General features: G+C 32.2%; 18 protein-coding genes and 4 pseudogenes. 2 read left to right on the top strand and 20 right to left on the bottom strand.

Annotation, left to right across the window (positions count from 1 at the left end):
- Positions 1 to 220: 220 nt before the first annotated feature.
- The 6 genes and pseudogenes from HMPREF9629_RS07280 to HMPREF9629_RS07305 form a co-directional block, all read right to left on the bottom strand.
- A pseudogene (locus HMPREF9629_RS07280) lies at positions 221 to 1,966 on the bottom strand (ABC transporter ATP-binding protein).
- Positions 1,959 to 3,749, bottom strand: a complete 1,791-nt coding sequence (locus HMPREF9629_RS07285; protein WP_009525737.1) for an ABC transporter ATP-binding protein — start codon at positions 3,747 to 3,749, stop codon at positions 1,959 to 1,961. Before HMPREF9629_RS07285 ends, HMPREF9629_RS07280 begins: the two are co-directional and overlap by 8 nt.
- Positions 3,739 to 5,208 carry an ABC transporter ATP-binding protein gene (locus tag HMPREF9629_RS07290; RefSeq protein WP_009525738.1) on the bottom strand — a complete coding sequence of 490 codons (1,470 nt, stop codon included), beginning with the start codon at positions 5,206 to 5,208 and terminating at the stop codon, positions 3,739 to 3,741. The genes HMPREF9629_RS07285 and HMPREF9629_RS07290 overlap by 11 nt, the downstream gene beginning before the upstream one ends.
- Positions 5,193 to 5,906, bottom strand: coding sequence for an energy-coupling factor transporter transmembrane component T family protein (locus HMPREF9629_RS07295; RefSeq protein WP_009525739.1), 714 nt, complete (start codon positions 5,904 to 5,906; stop codon positions 5,193 to 5,195). The genes HMPREF9629_RS07290 and HMPREF9629_RS07295 overlap by 16 nt, the downstream gene beginning before the upstream one ends.
- Positions 5,896 to 6,492, bottom strand: a complete 597-nt coding sequence (locus tag HMPREF9629_RS07300; protein ID WP_009525740.1) for an MptD family putative ECF transporter S component — start codon at positions 6,490 to 6,492, stop codon at positions 5,896 to 5,898. The genes HMPREF9629_RS07295 and HMPREF9629_RS07300 overlap by 11 nt, the downstream gene beginning before the upstream one ends.
- A 129-nt stretch (positions 6,493 to 6,621) precedes the next feature.
- Complete coding sequence (locus tag HMPREF9629_RS07305; protein WP_009525741.1) at positions 6,622 to 7,260, bottom strand: TetR/AcrR family transcriptional regulator; 639 nt, start codon at positions 7,258 to 7,260, stop codon at positions 6,622 to 6,624.
- Positions 7,261 to 7,572: 312 nt separating this feature from the next.
- On the opposite strand from HMPREF9629_RS07305, the gene HMPREF9629_RS07310 reads away from it, so the two are divergent.
- Together HMPREF9629_RS07310 and HMPREF9629_RS11930 are read left to right on the top strand one after the other, a co-directional pair.
- Entirely contained in the window at positions 7,573 to 7,923 is a 351-nt protein-coding gene (locus HMPREF9629_RS07310) for a plasmid mobilization protein (RefSeq protein ID WP_009525742.1), read from the top strand.
- Positions 7,924 to 7,928: 5 nt separating this feature from the next.
- Positions 7,929 to 9,260: pseudogene (locus HMPREF9629_RS11930) on the top strand (relaxase/mobilization nuclease domain-containing protein).
- 308 nt (positions 9,261 to 9,568) lie between these two features.
- Here the strand turns inward: HMPREF9629_RS11930 and HMPREF9629_RS07320 are convergent.
- The 14 genes and pseudogenes from HMPREF9629_RS07320 to HMPREF9629_RS11940 all read right to left on the bottom strand — a co-directional run.
- The gene (locus HMPREF9629_RS07320; protein ID WP_009525746.1) at positions 9,569 to 12,328 is read right to left on the bottom strand and encodes a hypothetical protein; all 2,760 of its coding nucleotides are present in this window, start codon (positions 12,326 to 12,328) and stop codon (positions 9,569 to 9,571) included.
- Positions 12,329 to 12,586: 258 nt separating this feature from the next.
- Positions 12,587 to 12,799, bottom strand: a complete 213-nt coding sequence (locus HMPREF9629_RS07325; protein ID WP_007392087.1) for a helix-turn-helix domain-containing protein — start codon at positions 12,797 to 12,799, stop codon at positions 12,587 to 12,589.
- 141 nt (positions 12,800 to 12,940) lie between these two features.
- On the bottom strand, positions 12,941 to 13,090 hold the full coding sequence (locus HMPREF9629_RS11935) for a hypothetical protein (protein WP_009525747.1): 150 nt from the start codon (positions 13,088 to 13,090) through the stop codon (positions 12,941 to 12,943).
- Positions 13,091 to 13,126: 36 nt separating this feature from the next.
- A complete protein-coding gene (locus HMPREF9629_RS07335; protein WP_009525748.1) occupies positions 13,127 to 13,759 on the bottom strand; it encodes a hypothetical protein in 633 nt (210 codons plus the stop codon).
- Positions 13,760 to 13,801: 42 nt separating this feature from the next.
- Positions 13,802 to 15,164: pseudogene (locus HMPREF9629_RS07340) on the bottom strand (helicase-related protein); the annotation flags it as partial.
- Between the two features lie 20 nt (positions 15,165 to 15,184).
- Positions 15,185 to 16,804, bottom strand: a complete 1,620-nt coding sequence (locus HMPREF9629_RS07345) for a recombinase family protein (RefSeq protein WP_009525751.1) — start codon at positions 16,802 to 16,804, stop codon at positions 15,185 to 15,187.
- A gap of 79 nt (positions 16,805 to 16,883) precedes the next feature.
- On the bottom strand, positions 16,884 to 17,051 hold the full coding sequence (locus HMPREF9629_RS07350; protein WP_242822030.1) for a recombinase RecR: 168 nt from the start codon (positions 17,049 to 17,051) through the stop codon (positions 16,884 to 16,886).
- A gap of 181 nt (positions 17,052 to 17,232) precedes the next feature.
- Positions 17,233 to 17,940 carry a hypothetical protein gene (locus HMPREF9629_RS07355; protein WP_009525753.1) on the bottom strand — a complete coding sequence of 236 codons (708 nt, stop codon included), beginning with the start codon at positions 17,938 to 17,940 and terminating at the stop codon, positions 17,233 to 17,235.
- Between the two features lie 81 nt (positions 17,941 to 18,021).
- Complete coding sequence (gene mobQ, locus HMPREF9629_RS07360; protein ID WP_009525754.1) at positions 18,022 to 19,662, bottom strand: MobQ family relaxase; 1,641 nt, start codon at positions 19,660 to 19,662, stop codon at positions 18,022 to 18,024.
- 394 nt (positions 19,663 to 20,056) lie between these two features.
- Entirely contained in the window at positions 20,057 to 20,431 is a 375-nt protein-coding gene (locus HMPREF9629_RS07365) for a hypothetical protein (protein WP_009525755.1), read from the bottom strand.
- Positions 20,432 to 20,522: 91 nt separating this feature from the next.
- Entirely contained in the window at positions 20,523 to 22,040 is a 1,518-nt protein-coding gene (locus HMPREF9629_RS07370; RefSeq protein WP_009525756.1) for a methyltransferase domain-containing protein, read from the bottom strand.
- The gene (locus HMPREF9629_RS07375) at positions 22,024 to 22,686 is read right to left on the bottom strand and encodes a type II restriction-modification system restriction endonuclease (RefSeq protein WP_040012700.1); all 663 of its coding nucleotides are present in this window, start codon (positions 22,684 to 22,686) and stop codon (positions 22,024 to 22,026) included. The genes HMPREF9629_RS07370 and HMPREF9629_RS07375 overlap by 17 nt, the downstream gene beginning before the upstream one ends.
- 4 nt (positions 22,687 to 22,690) lie before the next feature.
- Positions 22,691 to 22,906 (bottom strand): helix-turn-helix domain-containing protein, encoded by a 216-nt coding sequence (locus HMPREF9629_RS07380; protein WP_009525758.1) that lies wholly within the window; start codon positions 22,904 to 22,906, stop codon positions 22,691 to 22,693.
- Between the two features lie 149 nt (positions 22,907 to 23,055).
- Positions 23,056 to 25,858: pseudogene (locus HMPREF9629_RS11940) on the bottom strand (DEAD/DEAH box helicase family protein); the annotation flags it as partial.
- Positions 25,859 to 25,878: the final 20 nt, after the last annotated feature.

Below are 25,878 nucleotides of genomic sequence, written 5' to 3' on the forward strand. Positions count from 1 at the left end.
CCTCCATTTCTTTTTTGTCTGCTTGTTTTTAGGCAAAAAAGGAGGACTTCTGCACATAGGCATAAGAAGTCCTCGAAAATGGAAGATTAAATTTATACTTAAATAGTCATAACCGTTAATTAAAAAGATACATATAGAAAAAAGGAGCTTCGCTTTTCCTTGAAATTATTAAATAACACAATCTTATACTCATAATTTTTGCTCCTTCTTCAGTATCTCATTACAAAATTTTTACCCCTTCATTTTTATTTTGCAATTCTACCATCCCTTTATAAATGCCATCTAAAGACATTAGTTTATCGTGATTACCCTGTTCTGCAATATTCCCTTCCTTGATTACAATAATATTGTCGGCATCTCTAATGGTATTTAATCTGTGGGCAATAACTAACAATGTTTTATTCTTTACCAACTCACTTATTGCTTCCTGTATATAGCTTTCATTATCCACATCAACACTTGCTGTTGCCTCGTCAAGAATTACAATTGGAGCATCTTTTAATATGCAACGAGCGATAGAGATTCTCTGTTTTTCTCCACCGGATAAAGTTGCTCCTCCCTCTCCAATCATTGTGTCAAATCCATCAGAAAGTGCCATAATAAAATCATAGCATCTTGCTTTTTTTGCAGCTTCTATAAATTCTTCTTTGGTTACATTTTCTTTCCCCATGGCAATATTGTTAAAAATCGTATCTTGAAATAAATACACTCTCTGGAAAACCATACTGATTTCCGACATCAATTCAGATAGTGAAACATCCTTTATATTCACTCCTCTAATCAAAATTTCACCGGAATCTACATCCCAAAATCTTGCCAAAAGATTTGCTACTGTGGATTTACCTCCTCCGGACTGTCCAACTAAAGCCGTCATTGTATTCTTATTCATTTCAAAACTCATATCATGTAAGACCTCTTTTTCACCATAAGAGAATTTAACATGATTAAAACAAATTTCAGGTTCTAGAGAATCATATTTTGAAATATGTTTTTTGCCTACATCTTGCAATTAAGCTTCATTTAACACTTCTTCAATGCGATCTAACGCAGCGTTCATTACAGTAAGCCTTGTAGCTTCTCCATAAAGTGTCTTTAAAGGACTAAATAAGTCAAACACAAACAAAATAAGCCCCAACATATACGGAAGTCCCAAAGCTCCTTGATAATTAAGATATAGAGCCACTGCTAAAATAAATGTAATACCAATTCCATAAATAATATTTAGACCGGTTGTCCATGGTGTTATTTTATTTTCAAATTTTATAGATGTGTCCTTTGAGGATATAAAATTATCTGTAAGAGATTTAGAATTTTCGCCTAAAAGGTTGTAACTTTTAATAACACTGATCCCCTCAGCAAATGACAAAACTGCATCGGTGAGTTTTTCACTTTGTTCTTGTCTAATAACCGCTTCAGATAAAGACATTTTATTCATGCTATTTGCAAGCAATGTTGCAACCAGTGTTACACACACCGCAATCAGTCCAATTCTGTAATCTAAAACAAACATGAATACTGTTAGTACAAGTGTTGATAATACATAGCTCATCATATTGGCAATCGTACTCATGGAAACTTCTTCAATAAAAGCCATGTCCGAACTTAAAACAGAATTTATTTTTCCTAAATTACCTGCTGTAAAATATCCCATCGGAAGCTTTCTAAGATGATTCCCAAGCTCCATTCTTTTATCAGCAAAAATCATAAAGCCGGCTGCACTTTGTAATTTATCGCTTAAGAAGTGAACCACAGCTTGTAATAAAACCACTAAAACAAGTCCTATTCCTACATATAGAAAAGTTTGGGGCGTATTCCTTTTTTCATAAAATCTAATCAAAACGGTAAATGCAATAAATATCGGCATTTTACTTAATATAGATTCAACAAAGGCAAATATAAATGCGGACTTTATTCTGTTTTTGTATTTACCTGATAAATTTAAAATTCTTGAAATTAGTCTAAACATTCATTTCACCTTCCTTTCTGCTGATTTTCCAATCTTTACTAAATAGTGTCGCATCCCATAATTTGAGATATTCTGCTGAAGATTCTAATAAGTCTTTATGCTTTCCATTTGCAACTAAATGACCATGATCCATAACTAATATCTGATCTGCATCTACAATAGATGGTAACTTGTGTGCAATAACAATTAAGGTTTTCCCTTTTACAAGTTCACGAATAGCTGCTTCCATTTTTTCTTCATTTTCAGGATCTGCATAGGCTGTTGCCTCATCAAGTACAACAATCGGAGCATTCTTCAAAATAGCTCTCGCTAACGATATTCTTTGTCTTTCTCCACCTGAAAGCATTTTTCCTGCTTTCCCTGCTAAAGAACAAATACCATCCGGAAGTCTATTTAAGAATTCCATACACTGAGCTTTTTTAGCTGCTTCCATAACCTCATCATCACTTGCAGCTAAATTACCAATACGAATATTCTCTAAAAGCGAAGTATTAAATAAATATTGGTCTTGTGCTACATAAGAAATTTGCTTATTGAGAGATTCCAATCTTATATCTCGTAAGTCTTGTCCCCCAATACTTATGCTTCCATCTAAAACATCATAGTAGTGAATTAAAAGTTTAGCTAAAGTACTTTTTCCTGAACCTGATTCACCGACAATCGCTGTCTTTTCACCAGCTCTTGCCGTAAAACTTACATTATGAATAACATTCTTAATATAGGTTTCGGGCTGTCCATTTTCTCCCATCTTGTTTAACTGATAGCCAAAGGTAACATTATCATATAAAATAGTCTGTCCTGTTCCCTTAAAATCATTTTCTCCCTGCTTTAAAGGAGCCATATTTAAGGCTTGTTCTAAAGCAGAAATCTTATAATTTAATTGTGGCATAGTTGGTAAAAATCCAAGAGCTTTCAAGAGTGGCAATCCTATACTTAAAGAAAGACATAACACTAATATTAAGTTAGAAAGACTTGCATAGCCCATATACACAAAGTAACCACCAAGAGGCAATGTTAAAATAATCGTGCATGGAAGTAAGGCACTATATAACGCCATCCATGGCCATGCCGTCTTATACCAAGCGAGTGCATAATCTCTGTAATTACTTATATCTTTAGAAAGGCGTTCATAAGACTCTGTTTGCTTATTAAATACTTTTACAACTTCCATACCGTTTACATACTCAATAATGGTATTGTTCATTTTTCCACTTGCCATATAATATGGTCCCATTTGCTTCATACCTACAGAGTACATAATCATCATTGCAAGAATGCTAATCGGAATAGAAGCTAATGACATTAACGCTAATCTCCAGTCAATAAAAAACATTGAAATATAAACCATAATAGGTACAATTAGGTTCGCTATTCCTTCAGGAAGTGAATGAGCTAAAAGCACTTCTAAACTGCCAATATCATCCACGAACATTTTTTTGATTGTACCAGTCCCTTTTTCTTCAACAACACCCAATGGCAGATCTTCCATTTTTTTCTGTAAGGATGTTCGAAGTCCAAGTAGCGTGTTGTATGCTGCTTTATGAGATACATTAAGACCTAAACCTCCTAAGACAGCTTGCAACACTAAACAAACTAAAATACTGATCAATAAAATAGCAAGTCTTTCAAATTCTAATTGCTCACCTAAAATAAGTGGATTGATAATCTGATATGCAAATAGAAAGGGTAGCACACCCATAATTACACTAATAAGCATAATAAAACTTGCTAAGTGAATTGATTTTTTATGCGAACCTGCATATTCAAAAACCTTATTTAACATAGTTTTTCTCCTTCAATAAATTTCCTTTTTTATCCATAAAATCCATAATTGACGCTTCATTTCCCTTTACAGATATTTTTTTATAATCCTTATCACCAAGCATTAAGACTGAATGACAGATTTTAAATAACAGCTCTAAATCATGAGTAATTATAATAATTGGAATCTCCTTTGCTTTTTCTGTTATTAAATCAGACATAATTCTCATACTCTTATAATCAAGACCTGATGTTGGTTCATCCAGAATTATCAGCTTACGACCGGATAAAAACGAAGTAATAATCGCCAATCGTTGTTTCTGTCCGCCGGATAGTTTCTGCGGATGATTAGTTTTTTTATGCCATAGATTTGTATCTTTTAGATATTCTCGTATTTTTTCTAAATCACTTTCCGAGTTTTGATCTTTACAAAATATCAACTCATTTTCTACGGTATCAAAAAAAATCTGAGCATCTACATCTTGTAACACGCAATATGAATTTCTAAGCCGTTCTCTTTGTTTCTGTCCATAGCTGACATCTAAATATTTTTCAGATAATCCGCATAATGTTTTTGCCAAGGTACTTTTTCCAATACCATTAGAACCAATCACTCCCATTATTTCGCTCTCTCCAAGCTCAAATGTTAATTCTTCTATCAAAGTTCTTTTACCTTGATGAATGGAGGCTTTATTTACTTTGATATATCCTTTAGCAACAATAGGTTCTTTTTCTGATATCAATTCTCTTTCATTAAGTGTTCTTAACTCAAGCTCCTTACATTTATCATTACTAAGACTACCATTCGGAAAATTTTCACATATTGTACCGTCTTTTATATAAACCAATCTGCTAAAAATCTCTTTTAAATAATAGAGCCTATGTTCCGCTATAATTATTGTCTTACCCATCGCCTTCAATCTGAGAAGTATTTCACTGAAATATCTTATACTATCGTAATCAAGACTACTTGATGGCTCATCAAAAAAAATAATATCCGTATCATAGATAAGAGTTCCAGCTATAGCTACTTTTTGCCTTTCTCCTCCTGATAATTCAAAAATGGATTTTTTGCTAATATGGCTTATTCCTAATAAATCCATTGCTTTTTCAACTTTTTCTTTTAGCGTATCCCTGTCCAATCCTAAATTTTCACCCACTAAAGCAATTTCATCTTCTACTACATCACAAAAAAATTGATCTTTAGGATTTTGAAATACATTGCCAATATATTTAGCTAACTCTCCCTTTTTATATGCCGTTATATCCTTCCCTAAAATCTTAATTTCCCCGTCCAAATCACCGTCATAAAAGGATGGAATAAGTCCGTTTAGCAGTCTTAAAAGTGTCGTTTTTCCGCATCCGGAAAGACCTGTTAAGACTACAATTTCGCCTTTTTTTACAGACATTTTTAAATCTTTTAATATCAAATCCTCTCCATAATGAAAGGATCTTATTTCTGCCTCTAAAATATTTTCCATAAACTCGCTCCCAACAAAATCATCCCTCCGACCATCATTGCGATATCAACAAATGTAATTTTCACCTCATGAAAACTTGTTTTTTTTCCATCATATTCAATCCCTTTTGATATTACCGAACAAGTTAAGGTATCGCTTATATCTATGCACTTATACATAAGAGGAACAAAATACAACTCAAAGGTTTTAATTGGTTTGAAAATGCTTGCTTTAAATCCTCTAATTTTCATGCCATTATTTATTTCCTTCATCCTAATAGAGATTTCCGGAATAAAACGAAAAAATACTGTAATTCCTATACCTATTCCACCATCAATTCCAATTTTTCTAAATGCGGCAATTAGATGTGAGGAACTATATGAAGACAGAACTCTTCCCAAAATGAAAAGTGGAGCAAATTTCAACACTATAAGTAGCATTGTATATATAGAACCAATCAAAACATTTCCTAAATGGGGTTTTAGTAAATAAATAAGTCCCCATACTATAAGCAATGAAAATATTGTTCTAAATGCTTTTTTAATTGAAAATAAGGATAACAGTCCTAAAACAAAAATAAGTGAAAATAAGTATTGCGATTGTTCTCCTACTGTTAAAATAACTGAAAATAGTAAAATCAACCCAACTATAGTAAGCGGGTTGATTTTGTCTGATAGTTGGTACTTGTTTATATTATTTTTTTCATCTCTACAAAACACTTTTCTTCTTCCTATCGCTAAAAAATTTATTGTAAATATATGTTCCAAAATAAGCACCTATGACTGATGCGACAGCTGCGATCAATAGACAAATTAATATGTTTGTAGGAGTGTAAAAATCATAAAGGAATGTTGCATAATCTTTTGTAAACATTTTTGGAAATTGCTTTGTAAGTCCTTCTACACCAAATACAAACGTAAAATACATAGCATGTAAGGAATATATGAACATACCTGCTCCAAACGCAGCCCCAATCTTCATATTCTTATTCTCATAATTTTCCTTTTTACCAATTACAAGTTCTGCTAAAAGTCCTGCAATAGCACAAACAGCAATTACTGGCCACATTCCCATGAGAACATAGAAAACACCCATCAATAGGAAGTATAAAAATGCTGTACCTCTTTGCCCGACCTGCTTACACATAATAACAAAGACCGGTGCTACAATAATTGTTGGCAGGGCTGATGATAAATATAAACTTGGAAGCATTCCAAACGATCCCGTCAAAAACCCTAATCCCATTGTTAATACAAAACCAATAACAGAAAATACTGCTATTTTTACAATACCTTTTAAATTCATAATTTTGTCCTCCTTGATTTTTCAATATGATATATTTCTATTTTCATACAGAAACAATATCCAGTTTTATTTTTATTCTTCTACATTCCGAAATATAACTAAGTTATATTTCGAGCAAAAAATTTTGGTTTATATTCCTCGAATCTTTTTCCATCCCTCATTAAAGAACTCTGAAATCAAAGTTGCATTCAATTTCACTTCTTCTTTACTTTTAGCATGAACTGCTATTTCCGATAAAGCATAAAAATACGCATGGTTGATTAGATGAATTCCTCTATTAGTTATTACGTCATTGACGTGATCTGCTCCGTATATCATGCTTAAAATTTCAAAGTGATTTTTATCTTCTTTCTCAATAATCTCATCTAAAAAGTTGTTAAACTTTGTTCCATAAGAGCCAAATACCAGCAACTCAAATGCATCTTTATGCTCAAAGAAATATATAACCATTTCAATAGCACCTTGTGCTTTTGATTCCAAAATCTTGGAAATAGTTTCTTTCTTTATATGACTTTCTCTTTTATAAACATCAAAACTCTTATCTTCATACATAGCATAAGAACTTTGTATCTGTTTCACGATTGGTTCTACTAATTCAGAGAAAAGAGCTTCCTTATCTTCAAAATGACCATAAAAAGCACCGGTGGTAACACCCGCAGATTTGCATATTGCTCTTAAATTAGCTTTTTCAAAGCCTTGATCTTTAAAAATTTTCTTACCGCAATCTAATATCTTCTTATGTGTTTTTTCATAATCACCATTTGCCACTTTTTAATTCCTCCTTTCTCTCCAAATATAACTTAGTTATATTATAATACTTACTATGCCAAAATTCAAGCACAAAAGTTGTAATCTTTCACTTTTATATGATACAATATAAATCACAAATTTAGAATGTGCTTAATGTTTGCTACTCTAATCATTCTTTTGTAGTTTTTGTAGCAAGCACAGTAAGTGTACGGACACTTACGAAAAAAATTGATGAAGCAGCCCTCTGGGATCTGCTTCTTTTTTTATCAATTTTTAACTTGTTAGGATGTACCCTAAGACCCCGAAATACATTCAAAGGAGGATTTACCTATGGCAAATAGAATACGAAATGAAAGACTTGAAATTAAATTAACCAAAGAAGAAAAGTTTATTTTTGAGGAGAAAAGAAAACTTGCAAAATGCAGAAATATGAGCCATTTCATTCGCAAGTGCGTTTTAGAAAAGGAAATATATCAAGTGGATTTAGAACCGTTTAGAGATTTACAGGGTTTACTTTCCAACGCTACAAGCAACATCAATCAGATTGCAAAGCGTGTAAATTCCACCGGCATAATCTATAAGGACGATATAAACGATATGAAAAAACAGATTGAATATTTCTCAAAAGAGTTGTGGCAAATACATTCTCTGCTTCTTAACAGAACTTCCGGAGGTGATTAAATTTTATGGCTATTACAAAAATACATCCTATAAAATCAACACTTAATCTTGCCATTTCATATATTGTTAATGGAGAAAAAACAGATGAGCAAATCTTAGTAAGCACTCATAAATGCCATCAAGAAACTGCTCATACCCAATTTTTAAGAACACAAAATGATGCAGGAACAAACGGAACTGTCCTTGCAAGACATCTTATTAAATCCTTTTTACCGGGAGAAACAAGTCCGGAAATGGCACATCAAATCGGTCTTGAACTGTGCAAAAAGATATTAAAGGATAAATACGAATATGTCTTATCTACCCACATCGATAAAGGTCATATCCATAACCATATCATCTTCAATAATGTAAATATGGTAACGGGTAAATGCTACCAATCCAACAAGAAAAGCTACCATCAAATCAGGTATCAAAGCGATAATCTATGCAAAGAAAACAACCTATCTGTGATTGATGAGTTCTACGAGAGCTATAAGAGAAAGTACAAAACAAATGGTAAGTCATGGTATGAAAATGAGCAATCTAAGAAAGGTACTTCTTGAAAAAGCAGACTTCAATTTGACATTGATTGTCTAATAAAACAGTCTAAGAATTGGGATGAATTTCTAAAGAAAATGACTGAACTTGGCTATGAAATAAAGCACGGAAAACATATAGCCTTTAAGCCAAAAGATAAGCAGAGATTTACAAGGGCTAAGACGATTGGTGAGGATTATACGGAGGAAAGATTAAGAGAGCGTATTACAGAAAATCAAACTATCAAAACTCCATCTGTCAAAAAACGAATCGGAAATGTCATCAATATAAATACCAATATAAAGGTAAAGGAAAGTAAAGGCTACGAATATTGAGCAACCAAATATAACCTTCATACAATGGCTGAGTCTGTTATTTATATCAGAGAACATGGCATTAAATCCGTTAAGCAGCTTGACGAGTATATTCAAAAAGCAGCGGATGAAAGGCAAAATATACAAGAGAAAATCAAGGCTATTGATAAGGAAATGCAGATGCTTTCTACCACTATGGAGAAAGTTCATACAGTTAAAAAATACAGGACATGCTACAAGGAATATAAGGCTAATCCATCTGACAAGGCATTTTTTGAAGAGTACAAAGCTCAGATTACCCTATATGAAAATGCTCTTTCAGAGCTTAAAAAATCCTATTCCAAGCTCCCAAATTCAAAAGATATTTTAGCTGAGCTTGATAAATTACAAGAAAAAAAGAATACCCTTATACAAGAGTATTCTTCTACCAAATCTACTATGGATGAGCTTTATCAAATACGAAAGAACTATGGAATTTATATGGATAAGGAGATGGAGAGATAGACTTACTTCATCTCTATCAACTATTTTTTTAATGATATACATCTTAAATATAATTTCTAGAAAACCCTCAACATTTAATTTATGCATATTCAAATACCATTGGATTCTTTCGCAAAATAATAAGTCTAATTCGTATTTCCCAATTTATTTTATAAACTTTTTTAAGATTATCCTTAAGCCTTTTTAAACCATTTGTTTATATATCATAAAATCTATACTATAGTCATAAAATCCATATCTTGATAATGTTTTTTGACCCCTAGTCCATCCAACTTTAGTAAGAAGCTATAAATAGTAATAAATTTATTCTAGATTGTATCATTATTTATGCTTATTTTCTCTTTGGTTTCATTTGCAGCCTTTCGTATCAAATAATGATTATCTACTAATCCCTTCTTTATAATATAGTTCTTTTTTGTATTATCTTTAAAATCTAATTCATAGACACCATATATTATTTCAATTTTAATCTGATATATCTCATTATCCATCATTTTAGATAATTGATTTAATGCTAACTCTTTATATTTAGACTTACATAACAATATTATTGTTCTTGTAGCTTGCACTCTTATATCTTTTTCATTATGAGAACTCAAGCCTATTGAATACTGAATAATTGTAGATAAAACACTATCCTCTAATTTGTCAAAGTCTACATTATACAAAAATGATTTTAAAGTTTCAAATGATTTTATAATTTCTGTTTCTGATTTTTGAGAAAATATTGCCATTTTAGAAAGAACATCCGAAAAATCATATTTATTGAAGCATAATTGTAACATCATAAAGCTAAATTCTAAAGTACTTAGAGATGCCTTTTCAAAAAACATGTCCTCGCGTCCGCACAATACTAATTCTTTATCTTCTATTATTGAGTAAAATGTTAAATCCAATTCTTTTTCATAAGGATATTTGTTCTTCAGGTAAATGAATAGTTCAATTGCTCTAATCTTGTCTCCAATAGTCTGTTTTTCTTCTCGCAATGTTCTAACAATAGAAGATAATATTGATTTTATATGTTTTGTATCTAGCTTTAGTTTATCGAACTCTATAATATTTCTAATTGTTTTATAGGGGTCATCAGCATATCCAATTATAGTTCCATTCTTTCCTTGCTCTTTATTACGTTGATTAATTCTTTCAACATACCTATTAATATGCTTGTATGTTTCATCACCTCTGTTATGCTCTATCTCTAGTAAATATTCAGATAAGTAAAAGCTGTTCATACATTCTTCAATAGTAGTATCTAATAATTCAACATCTATCGTTATATTTTTCCTTAATACTATCAAGTAACTTGAAAGTACATTGCAACCTTTTCTTATTTCTTCATTCATTATCATATCAATTATCAATTTAAGTACTTTCTCCTGATTGATAGTAGATATTTTTGAATAATTAATTCTACTTAATACTTTTAATATATTATCGAAATATATCCTGAAGTTTTTTTCTATAAGAGTTATGCATACTTCTATAATTTTATTATTATCTATTCTAGATATATTATATATTAAAAATTCAAAGATATAGCTTGCTATACTTAGAATTCTATTTTCATCTGTAATCCATATATCAACCTCTTTAAATACTTCATATACATATGAAGTGAATAAATCATCACCGAAGTAGTAACCATAATGTTTTAAGATCAATAATTTTGAAATAAACCTCTTATGTGGAACTGGGATTAAATTTATTCCTGAAATCATATTCACAATATCTGTTGCATTTATCGTATCTGTACTTTGATTATAAGCTCTTATAATTTTTTCTAATTCTTTATCTTTTTGTTCCATTAATAATAATTTAATAAGAAAAATGTACATATTATGATCATAATATAAAAAATTTAAGCTTGAAAGTATACTAATCATTCTATCTCTAATTAACAACAGATGTGTTAGAGAACCATAAGTCATTGATAATATAAATGAATTAGACACATCATCAAGAATATCATCCACTCCTTCAAAATGTGTTGTATATGGAGAATCTACCTTCTGAGCCATTAACCTTTTAAGCAGCTTTTGTGATAAACTACCTGTACATCTATCAAGTAATGGATAATATACATTTTCCTGATTTTCTTCCAATAAAGTTTGTGGTTTCATTTCTAACGAATATTGATTATTTATCTCATCTTGCAAGACAATAATATTTCTCCAATCAATTAAAACATCATTGGAAAGCCAGTTTGGTATTTTATCATTATTAATCGATTCATTGTATGCATTTTCTAATTCATTGGCACATTCATCTAATTCATTTGAAAAATATGCTTCTATAGCTCTAACTCTATATGTAATAAAAGACTTCAAGTAAGATTCATGTCTATTACATAACTCATTTACTAAACTAGAATAATTAATCGGTATATTTGTATTGTGACCTAATAGATTTGAAAACATTATACTAAGCGATTTATCTAATTTAAAATTTAATCTTGAACTTTCTTCTTTTTTTGTATTAAATATTATCTCTTTAGCTACATTTCTCGTCATAGTAAATCCTTGAAAAAGTTCTTTATCAATAATATAGTTGTTACTTATAACGTTTATCTCTTCTGTATCTTCATTAATAGCAAAATCAACGAATTGTTCTCTACAATAGTTTCTATAAATATCAACAACATCTCTCATTATTCCAGTATATACTTTTTCAATAAAGTCAGAAAACTCGTGAACTACGTCATATTTTTCTCTAAAGCTATCTCGTATTTCTAATTGTAGTTGTGTAGGTTCCTTTTTATCTTCATCACAGAAAATATATAATGCCCTCTTTTTTAATTCTCTAGCCCGTTTTTGTTCTTTCAAGACAGCATCCGACACATCATCCTTATTATCTATCAAGAACACGCATAAATCCGAGTCATCTAGTTTTGTGATATAACTATCTATTACATGTTGGCTTGATGGCCCTTGCTCTTCAAATATAAATACTTGAACTATATTTGTTTCTGATAATAAAGATTTTAACGCCTTCCTTACCAAAGTATATCTTCCACCACATTTTGAGCTAATAAATACTTTTACTTTATATTCAATGGTACCATCTCTCATCTTTCAATACCCCCTTTAATCTTGCGTATATAACATAATAAATAAGCATATTATTATCTTATCATTGTTCCCTTTATTTATGAATTCGTTCAAAGATTTCCCTTTTGATAAATTATATGTGAGCATAGTGGTATCCCCGCACCATGTAAAGTGAAGTCATCAAAATCATGTTTAATGTATTGACTGATACGCAACACATTGCCACCCCTATTTAACAAATCACATATAACTCATTTATTCATTTAACCATTCAAGATATTAATTTTCTTTCTTAATACACTCTACTATTTCTTCAATATTACAGTCTAAAGCATTACAAATTCTAAGCAAGACATCCGTAGTTACATTTTGCCCATTCTTCATTTTGTAAAATGTACTTTTACCCACTTTTGCCTTTTCCATCAATTCATTATTTGTCATATCTAAATCAATTAGTTTTTTGAACAATCTTTTATAACTAAAAACCCTCATTCTTATCCTCCGTTCAAGGAACCTATATTTAATATATTATACCATAAAATACACTTTTTTCATAAATATGTTCTCTTTAATCGAACTCACGCAAATAAAAAAAGAGCCGGTGCAGCCCCTAAAGACCACACCGACAAACATTTATCTCTCCGTTTCTTTTGGTTTTTCTTTACTCTCTTTCGGCTTTTGCTTATCTCCCGCCTGATATTCTTTGATAGCACCAAGTATGGATTTTTTATCGTTTTCTTTCCCTTTTTCAGAATTGAGCAAGGTATTTAACTTAGCTTTCATTTTTTCAATATCTGCTCTAATCTGTCCTGATTGCTCTCAAGAATCTGCATAAAATAAGTCTTTTTCTCTTTCTTCTATCTCGCTTTTCAGTTTAGCAATCTCCTGACTCTTATCCTGTCCTTTCATCTGTTCTTTCGCCTTTAAGAGCTTTGAGGATAATATCCTTACATTGCTATGCTCCTTGCCGTTATCATCAATAGAGGTTCTAAGCTGTCCGAATAGCTTTACGAAATCACCTTGCTTAAAGTCCTTTGGAATATCACTCTTTTCTCCATAGGCGGAGCAATTATGATACACCTTATTACCATCATCATCTTTGGAAACTACGGAGAAATTTGCCACCTTAAAGGCTTCTCCATTCTTATTCTCTCTTTCAACTACATCGACATTGCCTACAATATTACCCACAATATTTATAAGGTTGTCTTTCTCCTCCTGAACATAAGGCAGGTCTTTTATCTGTCCCTGTTCTTTTAAATCTTCAATCATATAGTCAAATTCCTCATGTAGTAAATTGATGGTGTCATTGTCCATATATGCATCATATAGTTTGTCTAATGCACTTTCATCGTTAATGCCTTTTTCCATACTGATAACCGCTTTTACAAAGTCTTTATGGTTATCATTTATCATATCTTCGATTCTATCTCTCATTGTTTTGTAATCCATGTTTTTATCTCCTTTCATGGTAAAAGGGAGCTTTTCGCTCCCTTATCGTACATACTCCTGTTCTTTTGTTGTTTGTTTTTCTTCTGTTTTGCTTTCATTTTGATAGGCTCTTATCTGACCTAAAATAGACGGTTTATCTTCCGTTCTTTGAGAAGTTTCCTTCATCATCAATCTCCATTCCAGTAGCTTTTCTTAGCTCATCTTCATCAACTGCAACGAAAGTACTAAAATCTCCGTTTTCCATTTCAAACTTCATAACATCAAGAGCTTTTTCAACGCTACCATTTTCTTTGACATAATCATAATGACTTACTATAACATCATTTACATATTGAGTTGCTGTATAATCCTCAAGATCTAACTCAAACTGTATTCCATGTCTTTCATCCGGTGTATTCGTATACGCAATGCCTATGTGCTTCATATCAGGATACAAGGTGCTAAACTCATCATAGCTATAATTTTCTTCGTACTCTCTGTTACAGAAGTCTATGATAGCTCTTTTTACATCTTCCACAAGAGGATTGTCATTTCTCTTTTCTTCCACTTCTCCCATATCAAGGAGGTTATTTAACTCAGCAAGCCTTAACACCTTATTTTTTAGTTCATCTGCCTTTTCAAACGGCTTTTTAAGTTCTTCTTTGGCATTTTCAAGCTGTTCTTTGGTGCTGACGAGCTTTTCTTCAAGCCTCTTTAATTTCTCAGGCATTTTCTCAAGAGCATTATCCAGTCTTATGATATTACCGTCAGCACTCGTTCCAAGCTCTCCTGAATACTTTGCAGCACCGTTTAAGCTAAAGTCATGGGCATTGGTAAAGAAGTTATAACTTACCTCTAAGTCCATATTTCTATATTTTCCTATCATCTTACTTTCATTGATTTTTACGGTCTTGATAGCTTCAAGTAGCTTTTCTCCTGCAATCTTTTTATCAAATATTTTCTCGCCTTTTATGGTTATCGAAGTAAATTTATTTTCACCATCTCCTTGCGGTTCTATGTTTGATATATCCTTTTTAACAGCTTCTATGAGTTTTTCCGTCCTTGCAATTTCTTCCGGATAATTTTTAGCGACCTTATCCTCTAACCTATAACGATTGGACTTGTAGTTTGCTTCCAGCATTTTAAGTTTTGTAACCTCATTGTCCAAATCCATTTTTTCTTTGATTTTCGGATCCCCTGTTGCAAGAGCTTTTATCTCTGCATAGTTAAGTGAGCTTTCGTCCACATCTTCCGCCACTCTGACAGGTGTTTTACTGGTCATTATCTGAGAAATGAATTTCTGCTTATTCTCTATGGTCTGCCAAAGGTACGCATCAAAGGTATTCTCCGTTACATAACTATAGATATTAATCTCTTTATTTTCATTTCCCTGACGAACAATTCTTCCTGCTCTCTGCTCTAAATCAGTTGAACAGTTCCAAGTGGTCAATTTATTTTTCCTATAAATTTGTAATGTATTTCTACTTCCTGTTTCAATTCTCCGTCTACTTCTTCTTGGTCGTAAACATATATTTTATCTATAACTTGATTAAGAATATATCTGTTAAGTTCTTTTATCTTGGCATATTTGCTAAGATTTTCTATAAACTTTTCGCAGTTTTCCTGTTTCTGTGTTACCATCTTTATTTGTTCCTCAAGTGAATGTATCTCATCAAGTATTTCATCTTGCTTTTTAGACAGTTTAGCATTCATCATATTAAAATTTCGCTCTGTAATGCTTTCACTTAGCCTATCCTCATATAGCTTTTCAAAGGACTTATCAAGTTCGCTTAATTTATCTTTGCTATCCTTTAATTTTTGGATAGCATTTTTTCTTTCTTTAAATTTGTCCTTATCTATTCTTTCAGCTATCTTTTCTACTAAGTCCTCTTTACTTGATAGTGCCATTTGTCCATGATACTGTATGTCCTCAAGTACGATGTTATATAAATCTCTTGCTTCAATCCTATGTGACGAACAAGCCTTTGTTCCATGTTTTTTATACATGGAGCAAGAGAAATGGACAAAGTCTACAATTTCATTCTTTTTAAGCCTTGCATCCATTTTAGGTGTCAAAGCATAGTTGCATTTAGGACACCTTACCAAGCCTTGAAAAATATTGTCATACCTCATACCGCTTTTATTTGTGTTTTTTCTCTTGTCAATCATATCTTGTACTTGTTTCCATACCTCCTCACTTATAATTCCCTCGTGAGTATCTTTGACAAAGATATAATCCGCCTTTGGAACATATAGCCTTTTTGAATTTTTGAATGAAAGAGTAGGTCTTTTATTTCTTGCCATATTCCCACAATAGACCGGATCTCGTAAAATGCTTAAAACCATTCTATGCGTCCATACATACTTATTTTTTTCTGTTAGCTTATACAGTTTATCTGCATTTTCTACAAAGGCACTTGGTCTTGGTATCTTCCTTTCCATCATTTCTTGGCTTATAAGTTGTGTCCCTTTTCCCTCTAAGCATAGCTTGTAGATGAGTTCTATAATATATCTTACTTCCTCATCTATAATTAGCTTATGCTTGTCTGTTGGGTCTTTCTTAAAACCAAATGGAGCATTTGAGCCTATATATGTTCCCTCTTTCATTCGGCTTTGTATTGCACTTTTCACTTTTTTCGAGGTATCTTTTGCATACATTTCATTGAGGATATTCTTAAATGGCATAATATCCGTTTCACCAGACTTTGATGTATCTATCCCATCAGTAATTGCAATATATCTCACATTTTTTTGCGGAAAATACATTTCGATATATGCTCCACTTTGTAGATAATTTCTTCCAAGTCTTGATAAATCTTTTGTAATAACACAGTTAATTCTTCCATTTTCAATGTCTGTTATCATCTTCTTGAATGACGGTCTTTCAAAGTTTGTACCTGAATATCCGTCATCAATATAGTAATCATATATGGCTATGTTATTTTGCTCTGCATATTGTTTTAGCATTGCTTTTTGCGACCATATACTCATACTTTCGCCTGTATTTCCATCATCTCTCGATAATCTACAATACAAGGCAGCCATATATTTTTTAGTCCTGTTCACTTTTTACACTCCTTTCTTCAAACAGGACTATCTCAATATGTTTATTATACCAAAATACTCCTGTATATTCAACTATTACTTACGCTTGCGTTTGTTTTTCTTCTTTTGTATTTTCTAAATTTCTTTCTACAATGTGTTCAATCACTTCTTCAAAAACTTCTCCAATAGGCTTTTTGCCTACATAAACTCGCTTAACTTCAAAATTTATCTTTCTATTTTTCTTTTTCTCATCTGTTTTCATCTGCATTGCTCCTTTCCTTGCAATAAAAAAAGCGATTAGATTTTTTAACTTTTCTAATCGCTCAAAATATTTTTATTTGATTAAGGGATAGATCGAGTTTTAAAGCTTATTTTTATCTTAGGTATACTTTGATACCTCTTTTAGTCTTAACGCTCTAAAAATGCCTTTACACCGCCTTATAGGATAGCTATAAATGTTCGCCCTTGTCATAATCTTCAATAGTCGGAATCTTTCCGGTCTTTTTCTGTGATAGTTTTTCTTTATCCTGTTCATACCAATTAAGGATAGTTACATAGTGGTCTTGATAGGTCTTTCCGGTACTCTTTATATATCTTGACAGCTTTTCAATCATCATATCGGTATGACCTTGCAGCTTTTCTTTCAGCTTTCGGTATTCTTCTTCGGTTAATCGGATATTTTTATATTCTCCATAAAAAGAAAAGGGGGTATCCTGTTCTACTCTCCCCTTTTCTATACTAACCTTATCTAATCTACCCTTATCTATACTGGGTTGACCACTTGTCAACCTTTGGTCAACCAAATGACAACCAACCTCTTTGATATACATTCCGTTTTTAGTTTGGGATAGGCTTTGCACCTCATTTTCATAAAGGGTCGGTTTATATCTGTCTTTACGGATAAAGTTGTTGATTTTCCAATGTGTAATGACGATAATTCCTTGTTCAAAGACAATCACAAAGCCTTTGGCAATAAGTATTTTCAGGTCATCTTCATTCGCTCCGATAATTTTGATGATTTTCTTGGGGTTATTTACAAAGCCGTCGTCATCTGCTCGCATTGATAGATGGAAATACAGGCATTGGCTACTTAGTGGCATATCTAAAAATAAATCGCTATCTACTATCTTTAGTGAAAACATTCTTTTATCTGCCATTTTTCTCTCCTTTCGTTCCTCTTATGCACCGAAACAGTGCGTCTGCTTATCTTATTTATGATGTTATCCCATTTTGGGACTTCATCTTTCCTCATTCCTGTAATAGTTCTTTACCTTCTCTTTTCTCTGCTCATACTTTTCTTGTTGCTCTTGATACTTCTTAATCTGTGCAATGACACTTGGTTTTTCTCCTCTCTTGATTGCCTTGTCAATCTCAATAGATAAGTCTATGCCATAATCTTCATTGACTGTTTTTACGGCATACTTGATATGATTGATACTTTCGTATTCTTCTTTGACTTTTTGAGATTGTATATTGAGTTTTGATATTTCACTTTCAAGGTTTTGGATTTCTTTCTTCCAATCTTTAGACTTAATCGCCGATGAGCCTGTTATCTTTTCAAGAATTACCCTTGCTCTTTTATATTTATCTATCTCATCTTTATGAGAATTGTAAAAGCTATCTTTGAATAGAGATTTACTGTTCCATTCCTCAAAGACTTGTTTGTTATTCTTGATGATGTCCGCATAAGCAAAGCATTTATTTAAGCTTTCTATCCTTGTGGTTTTCGCCTTAATATCTTGACTAATCTTTTTATTTTTGGATTGTAATGTGCTTATCTTTTCTTGCAAGTCGGCTATGGTTTTAAGGTTATTGTCCTTTAGATATATCCTTGCTTTTGAAAATCGTCTTAGGTCTGCTCCTATCTTTTTGTTGCTTGCATAGGGGTTTAACTTTCTTGCTTTTTCTCCCTGTATATCGTAATAGATGGAAATGTACTCATAGAGATTAAAGAGTTCCGCTTTGTTCTCATATTCCTCTTTTTTCTCCTGTTTATATTCATCATATTTTACTTGCAGACTCCCAAGTAACGAGCCTATCCAAGATGTAAGTTTTGATAGCTCCTCTTTTAATTTCTTAAATTCTAAATTCAAGGCAATGATTTTTCTGTTTTGGTTTCCTCTTTCTGTCTGTATGCCTTTTTTCTCCATTTGGTAACTGCTTGTTCCTAAATGGATTTGTGGGAGTTCTTCTCTGCCTTGTTCTTCAAAGGTGCGTGGATCAATTCTCTTTTGGATATTGTTCCTTGCCAAGTATTCGTTTGCTTTCTTTGAAAAGTTTTCTCTCCACTCTTTTGCTTTGTCCGGTTCGTTCCAATCGTTCAGATTTACTTTTCTTGATTTATAGTTTCCGCTTTTCAGTGTTATCTTTTCTCCGTTTTCATCAAGAATATATTCTTTTCTGCTCTTAGGTTTCCATTTTCCCTCACTATCCATTTCTCTTAGAGTAAGCAAGATATGGGCGTGTGGTTGTTCTTCATGATCGCTTGCCATAGGATTATGAATACTACAGTCTGCTATCATACCTTTAGAAGTAAAGTTTTCTTCTATAAATTCGCTGATTAACTTTATTCTGTTCTGTTCATTTAATTCTCTTGGCAATTCAAAGAGTAGATTTCTTGCAAGTTGTGAATTTTTACTTTTTTCGATTTTCTCAACTTCATTCCATAGGTATTCTCTGTTTGAAAACTCTTTTGGTATATGCTCCGGTAGAAATATTTTTGAAAATACAAGGTCAGTTTTTTTAGAGTAGTCATGTGTTTTTCCATAGTATTCATCTTGTAATTTATCTCTTGCATTATATGCAGCTTTTGCAATCACGCTATGCCCTTTTGACCTTGAAACTATATCTACATGGGTGTGCAAACTTTTGGTTTCCATTCTTTTTCGCTCCTTTTGATTTATGATTTTTGTATTTTCGGGCATAAGAAAAGCAGATAGATTTTCTTTAATAATTTTCCATCTGCTTATCTTTATCCATTATTTAATTTTCATATTTTAATATCCTGATGTTGAAAGGTATCTTTACTCCCTTTTTCAAAGGGCGCAAAGATACACCGACTACATTCGGTGCTTTGCGTTCCTGCGGAAAGCTTATAGCTCCGCTAAGGAAATAAAAACGCTAAAGCATTTTTATTTGTTCAAGGGGGCTACTCCCCCTTAGACCCCTGTGAACTTTGTTTTTTGTAGATTTTTCAAATCTACAAAAAAAGCAAAGTGTTAAAATGTTTCTCACTTTGCTCCATCTCAGTTTCTAATACATTTTCTGTTTTTCTTATTCTTCCTCTGTCAGTTCTTCAAAATCATCATTTGCGTTTTCTTCTCCAAGATTTGAATTTTCTTCTAAGGAGATTTCTTTTTCTTTTAAATGAATTTCTGTAAGTTCTTTTAGCTTTTCTCTATTTCGATTATCGGAAAGTACATAATCTAAAAAGGCATAGATTAAATCATTATCTGTATTTTCTTCTACTCCGGTTATCTGTTTTTCAAATTTCTCAAACACGCCTCCTTTTTCTACTTTTCGTTTCGTGTCCGCCTTTCTTTTTAGCTGTGATTTCTTTTGTCTTAGTTGCTTGATTTTGTTTTCCGCCTGTTCTTTTTTCTTAGTTTCTTTTTCCAACTGGCTCATTACATTTTCTAATTCTTTCATTTTGATTTCCTCCATTTAAATTTTTTTGCAAAGAAAAAGAGATAACATTTCTGCTATCTCTCAATCTCTAACCTATGATTAAATCTATTAACTAAAAGCTATTAACAAAATTTTTATAATCATCTACAGTGATATTTTCTGTTTGAAATATATATCTCTCCATATTTGATATATAGTTAAAATCCAATATTTTTGAAACTTCTTCTAAATTAATTCTTGACAATATTTTTTTTGTATATGGTCTTTTTGAGTTTATATTAGTTATAGATAACAAAAATCTTTTTACAACATCACTGTTCAGTAAAATAGTTGTTATCATCGCTGTTTTTTCATCATTAAAACTCAAAAAATAACAAGTATCGTCTAGCATTATAGGTTTATTTGCTTTTAACATTACAAAAATTGCCTCTTTATAAAAACCAGATATTGCGACCTTATATTTGCTAAACGAATAGTCCCCTATTCCAAATATTGAGAATTTAGGAGCATTTTTATATATACTGCTCTTTCTTGATGATAAGGTTTCTTCATAACTATTTAAATAATTCCACAACTTTGGACTTTCAGTTTGGATGTACTCTGTATTTTCCCCTACCTTAGCTTGTGTAATTATTACATATTTCCTTGTTTCATTACCATTTTTATGTTTTTTTATATCACTGCTTTTTAACAAAGGGTAAACCAAAGTGTCTTCTATATCAACAACTTGATTAAATCCGTTAACATATTCCCTACTCTCATTTAACATCAACTCCATTACCTTGCTTGAGTCGTGCTTAACTCCTTGTCTCCATTCAAATGGTGATTTCCCATCTAATTCACTGATGTAAAATTCGCAATCTACCACAAATTCTCCATTTATAAACCCCATCTGTGTTTCATATTTAATGTTATCCTGTTCCAAATTATATACTTTAAATCTATCTGCATTATCATTGCTATTTCCACATTTCTCAATATATACCAAGCAAGCATCGGTTGAAACATCAAAGACTTCTTTGGCATTGAATTTTAAAATTAAAGCTTTTTTTATTGAAACATTCTGTCGTCTTAATTCTTTAATTACATTTGTTGCAACATTTGTTTTACATAACATAGCCAAACAAAGATTATTTACCTTTACCTTTCTAATAACATCTAATATGATGTATTCACATATGTCAAAATTAGATGAACCTGTCATAGCTTCAAAACCACTATGATCTTTAAAATTTGTTTTGTTTGGTAGATTTTTAAGCTTGCCATTTGTTAAATCTGAGTTTGTTGCCCACGGTGGATTTCCAATAATAAGAACTTTCTCTTTAGAATGTATATCTTCATATTCGTAATCAAATATATTACGATTAATCAGTTTATAATTTAATTTTCCAAATTCATCTAATGCTTCTTTTGCCACTTTTAAATAGTCACTATTTATATCAATACCTATGATATCTGCATTTTTAAATTCTTTACTAGAAGTTACTAAAAAATTTCCAACTCCACAAGTTGGCTCTAAAATCTTACTAGGAGAAAATGAAATATTATTTTTCACGAAATTAGTTATTACTCCCGCAAATTCTATAGGAGTCTGATAATCCCCCAATTCTTTTTTAATACTTCCATACATAATTAGTAATCCCTTCAATCTTATTATCTAATTGTATAACTCGCCCATATTGAAGTCTCCATTGTAAAGCATTAGAAATAGTTAAGTATCCCTGTTCTACACAAGATGATAATATCTCCGTTGCCAAGTCATTATATATGATTTCATCCCCCGGAACATTTTTGTCATTTAGATATCCTATAATATCTTCTTTATTAGCTCCATCTTTTTTCATTTCTATTAATCGTTTAGTAATCGTGTAATCAGCAGTTTTTTGCTTCTCAATAAATGTACAAAATAAAAAGTTCAATGTACAAGTATCTTCAGTATCAATTTTTTCATAAACAAAAACCAATAAATTGTAGCCCAACCCAAATATTTTTTGTCTTGCGCTTCTAAATGGGCAAGAACTTTGAGGTTGCCTTACTGATGTTACCTTTATGTCTGTATTTATGCTTTCTCCCGGTAAATCAATCCCTTTTGCACTATTACCTATCTGTAAATCATACTTTCTGCTCAATTCTTCTTGAAATAAATGCTCTACATATGTTCCAACTGCTTTCCCATCAGTAATACCTATTAACAATTTATGATTTATTTTCGATTGTTTTTCGCAAAAATTTTTGGCTTCCATTTTTAAAGCTTCAATACTTAATTTACATTTCATAATTCTATACATTCTCCTCATCCTTTATTATTTCAACTACATCTTCAATTTTACAATCCATTGCTAAACAGATTTTTTCAATTGAGTCAAGGTTTACATAAGCATTTTTGCTCATTCTTGATACTATATTACTTGTTATATTTGCAGCCTTTTTTAAGTCTTCTTTATTCATTTCTTTTTCAACTAATAAGTGCCATAAAGGTTTATAACTAATAGCCATTTTCATTATCTCCTTGTCTTATTAAACATCTTTTTATAGTATATCATAAATCACTATAAAAGTCATCTATAACAATTCAATACTTGCGTTTACGTTAGTAATTTTTGAGATAGTCCTATTTGCAATGCTTTTAACCTTACCGCTTTAGACTGTTCAACATCAGCAGGACGCCAAGGGACATCGAGGTCATGAAGTGCAATCAACTTGTTTTGGACATTCGTACCTGCTCCCATCTTCTGAGTAGAGCCGAGCAATATCCTCACATCTCCTTTTCTTACCTTTGCAAAGAGTTCATCTTTTTGTTTGTCGGAGTTTGCTTCATGGATAAAGGCAATTTCTTCCTTTGGTATCCCTAAATCTACAAGTTTATCTCTAATATCATCATAAATGTTAAAACTACTATCCCCCTTTGGTGTAGACATATCGGAAAATAGAAGCTGTGTTGACCTATCTTCTTTTGTCTTATCCCAAATGGCAAACACATTTTTCACGCAGACATTGACCTTGCTGTCAGGATTATCGGGTAGTAGAGGATTGATTAAACGCTGGTCTAAGGCAAGTTTCTTACCGTCATTGGTGATTTTCAGCATATTATCCTCATCAGGCTCTACCACTCTGTTTCTGACATCGTCAGCTCTTTCGGATAAGCTCTTTAGGATTTCCTTTTGCTCCTCACTTGGCAAAGTCTTAATAACCTCATAGTGTGCTTCAGGTGTTGGAAGATTCAGTATATCCGCTGTCTGAATATCTGCAACTTCCTTAAACATAGACATTAACTCGGGTAGATTATAGAACTTTGAAAATCTTGTTTTAACTCTGTACCCTGTTCCCTCTGGAGATAATTCAAAGGCTGACTGCGTTTCCCCAAATGTAGAAGCCCATGAGTCGAAACGTTCCAAGTGGTTTTTCTTTAGGCTTTCATACTGAAGATAACGCTGCATAGTATAAAGCTCCGTCATGGAATTTGATACAGGAGTTCCTGTGGCAAAAACAATGCCTTTTGCACCTGTCATTTCATCCATATATCTGCACTTCATAAACATATCGGATGACTTAAAGGCTTCGCTTTGACCAATACCTGCTACATTTCTCATTTTTGTGTAGAGATAGAGGTTTTTGTAGTTGTGTGCTTCGTCAATAAAGAGCTTATCTACACCAAGTTCCTCGAAAGTAATAACATCGTCTTTCTTAAAATCATCGTTTAGTTTTTCAATCCTTGTTTCAAGTTTCTTCTTTGTCTTTTCAAGCTGTTTTACCGTAAAGTTTTGATTTCTATCATGCTTGTATTCCTCAACATAATTTATGATTTCATCAATCTGATCTTGAATATGCTTTTCCTGATATTCCTTTGACATCGGAATTTTTTCAAATTGCGTATGCCCGATTACAACGGCATCATACTCTCATGTGGCAATTCTTCCGATAAAACGCTTACGATTTTTTGGATCAAAGTCTTTTTTATCTGCCACCATAATATTTGCCGATGGATAAAGCTGCATAAACTCTCTGCCGATTTGTCCTGTAAGATGGTTCGGCACAACAAAGAGTGATTTACTACACATTCCAAGCCTTTTACTTTCCATTGCGGAAGCTACCATTTCAAAGGTCTTTCCACTACCTACCACATGAGCAAGTAAGGTATTTCCACCATACAAACTTCTTGCAATAGCATTTTTCTGATGAGGTCTAAGCTCTATTTTAGTATTCATTCCCTCAAAGGAGAGGTTTCTTCCGTCATACTCTCGATTCCGTATTGAATTAAAACGCTCATTATACAGTTTTACAAGTCTGTTTCTTCTTTCCTGATCATTAAATATCCAGTTTTTAAATTCTTCTTTTAGAAGTTCCTGCTTCTGTCCTGCAAGGAGAGTTTCCTTTTTATTTAGTACAGAACTTTTTGAGCCGTCCGGATTTTCAATCTGGTCAAAGACCTTTGTTTCTTTAAGATTTAAGGCATCCTCAATCAGCTTATAGGCACTTACCCTACTTGTACCGTAGGTCATCTCAGCAAGGTCATTTCCTCTATCTTTGCTTTTCCCTTCAATATTCCATTCGCTTGTAAGATTTGAAAATTTAACCTTAATATCCCATCTTGCCCAGCCCGGTGTTTTAAGTGTTTCAAAGATAAACTTTTCTATATCCTTAATCGGTATCCAAGTTGCTCCAAGACGAACGCTAATCTCACTTGCTTCCAATTCTTTCGGTAATACTTTGGTAAGTTCTGCTTTTTGATATTCCAATCGGTTCACCTCATAGCTTATCAGCTCTTTTTCTTTGCCATCTTCCGCATATCCAAGGTAGGGTAGTTCTCTTTCGGTATGTCTTAGCTTTGAAAGATAGCTGTCAACAATGGCGATTTTATCCCTGATATTTCCCGATAAATATTCATCTTTTGTTACATAGTCATATTTATATGAATTACTGCCATTTGCACAGGCAAAAGGTAAATATCCATCTTCGATGTTAAAGGATAATGGTCTATAAAAGTTCTGTTCTTCCCTGATGTTTAGGTAGATTTCTCCCCTTAATTCTTCTATCAAAGTCGGTCTGTCTTTTCCTGTAAGACTTCCCATATACTCAAAGTCCACATAACCTTTTTCAGACATAGATAACACAAGAGCTTCAAGGGAAGTATCTACATGGTCGATTGTCTTTGCCTTTGTTATTGTTCTTTTTGAAAAAATATCTCCCTTAGCCTTAAAGTTTTCTTCTTCATCAAGAATTTCTATTGAGGAAACAAGCGGAAAGTTGCTATCTTCTTTTAAGGCTCTGGTATTAGAAAGATTATTGACATACCCATGTTTTTTAGAAAAACTGTCATAGACTTCATTTAACTTCTCCTGAGCTTTCTTTACTTCATCATCTGAAAAATCCTCTTTTTGCTTGTATATTACATCTTTTAAGGCTTCGTTCAGTTCAAGTATAATCCTTAATCTTTTCCTTGTTTTTATTCTGTTACTTTCTTTCTTTAC

Origin of the sequence: Peptoanaerobacter stomatis (assembly GCF_000238115.1) — a bacterium.
In the GTDB taxonomy this organism is placed as follows: domain Bacteria; phylum Bacillota; class Clostridia; order Peptostreptococcales; family Filifactoraceae; genus Peptoanaerobacter; species Peptoanaerobacter stomatis.

Coding starts and splice junctions, on each gene's coding strand:
- HMPREF9629_RS07370 (WP_009525756.1), bottom strand. CDS start 22,040: ATGTATGGAAGTATTAAAAAAGAATTGGGGGATTATCAGACTCCTATA.
- HMPREF9629_RS07355 (WP_009525753.1), bottom strand. CDS start 17,940: ATGGCAGATAAAAGAATGTTTTCACTAAAGATAGTAGATAGCGATTTA.
- HMPREF9629_RS07310 (WP_009525742.1), top strand. CDS start 7,573: ATGGCAAATAGAATACGAAATGAAAGACTTGAAATTAAATTAACCAAA.
- HMPREF9629_RS07300 (WP_009525740.1), bottom strand. CDS start 6,492: ATGAATTTAAAAGGTATTGTAAAAATAGCAGTATTTTCTGTTATTGGT.
- HMPREF9629_RS07290 (WP_009525738.1), bottom strand. CDS start 5,208: ATGGAAAATATTTTAGAGGCAGAAATAAGATCCTTTCATTATGGAGAG.
- HMPREF9629_RS11935 (WP_009525747.1), bottom strand. CDS start 13,090: ATGAAAGCTAAGTTAAATACCTTGCTCAATTCTGAAAAAGGGAAAGAA.
- HMPREF9629_RS07365 (WP_009525755.1), bottom strand. CDS start 20,431: ATGAAAGAATTAGAAAATGTAATGAGCCAGTTGGAAAAAGAAACTAAG.
- HMPREF9629_RS07350 (WP_242822030.1), bottom strand. CDS start 17,051: ATGCAGATGAAAACAGATGAGAAAAAGAAAAATAGAAAGATAAATTTT.
- mobQ (WP_009525754.1), bottom strand. CDS start 19,662: ATGGAAACCAAAAGTTTGCACACCCATGTAGATATAGTTTCAAGGTCA.
- HMPREF9629_RS07335 (WP_009525748.1), bottom strand. CDS start 13,759: ATGGATTACAAAACAATGAGAGATAGAATCGAAGATATGATAAATGAT.
- HMPREF9629_RS07375 (WP_040012700.1), bottom strand. CDS start 22,686: ATGAAATGTAAATTAAGTATTGAAGCTTTAAAAATGGAAGCCAAAAAT.
- HMPREF9629_RS07320 (WP_009525746.1), bottom strand. CDS start 12,328: ATGAGAGATGGTACCATTGAATATAAAGTAAAAGTATTTATTAGCTCA.
- HMPREF9629_RS07285 (WP_009525737.1), bottom strand. CDS start 3,749: ATGTTAAATAAGGTTTTTGAATATGCAGGTTCGCATAAAAAATCAATT.
- HMPREF9629_RS07325 (WP_007392087.1), bottom strand. CDS start 12,799: ATGAGGGTTTTTAGTTATAAAAGATTGTTCAAAAAACTAATTGATTTA.
- HMPREF9629_RS07380 (WP_009525758.1), bottom strand. CDS start 22,906: ATGGCTATTAGTTATAAACCTTTATGGCACTTATTAGTTGAAAAAGAA.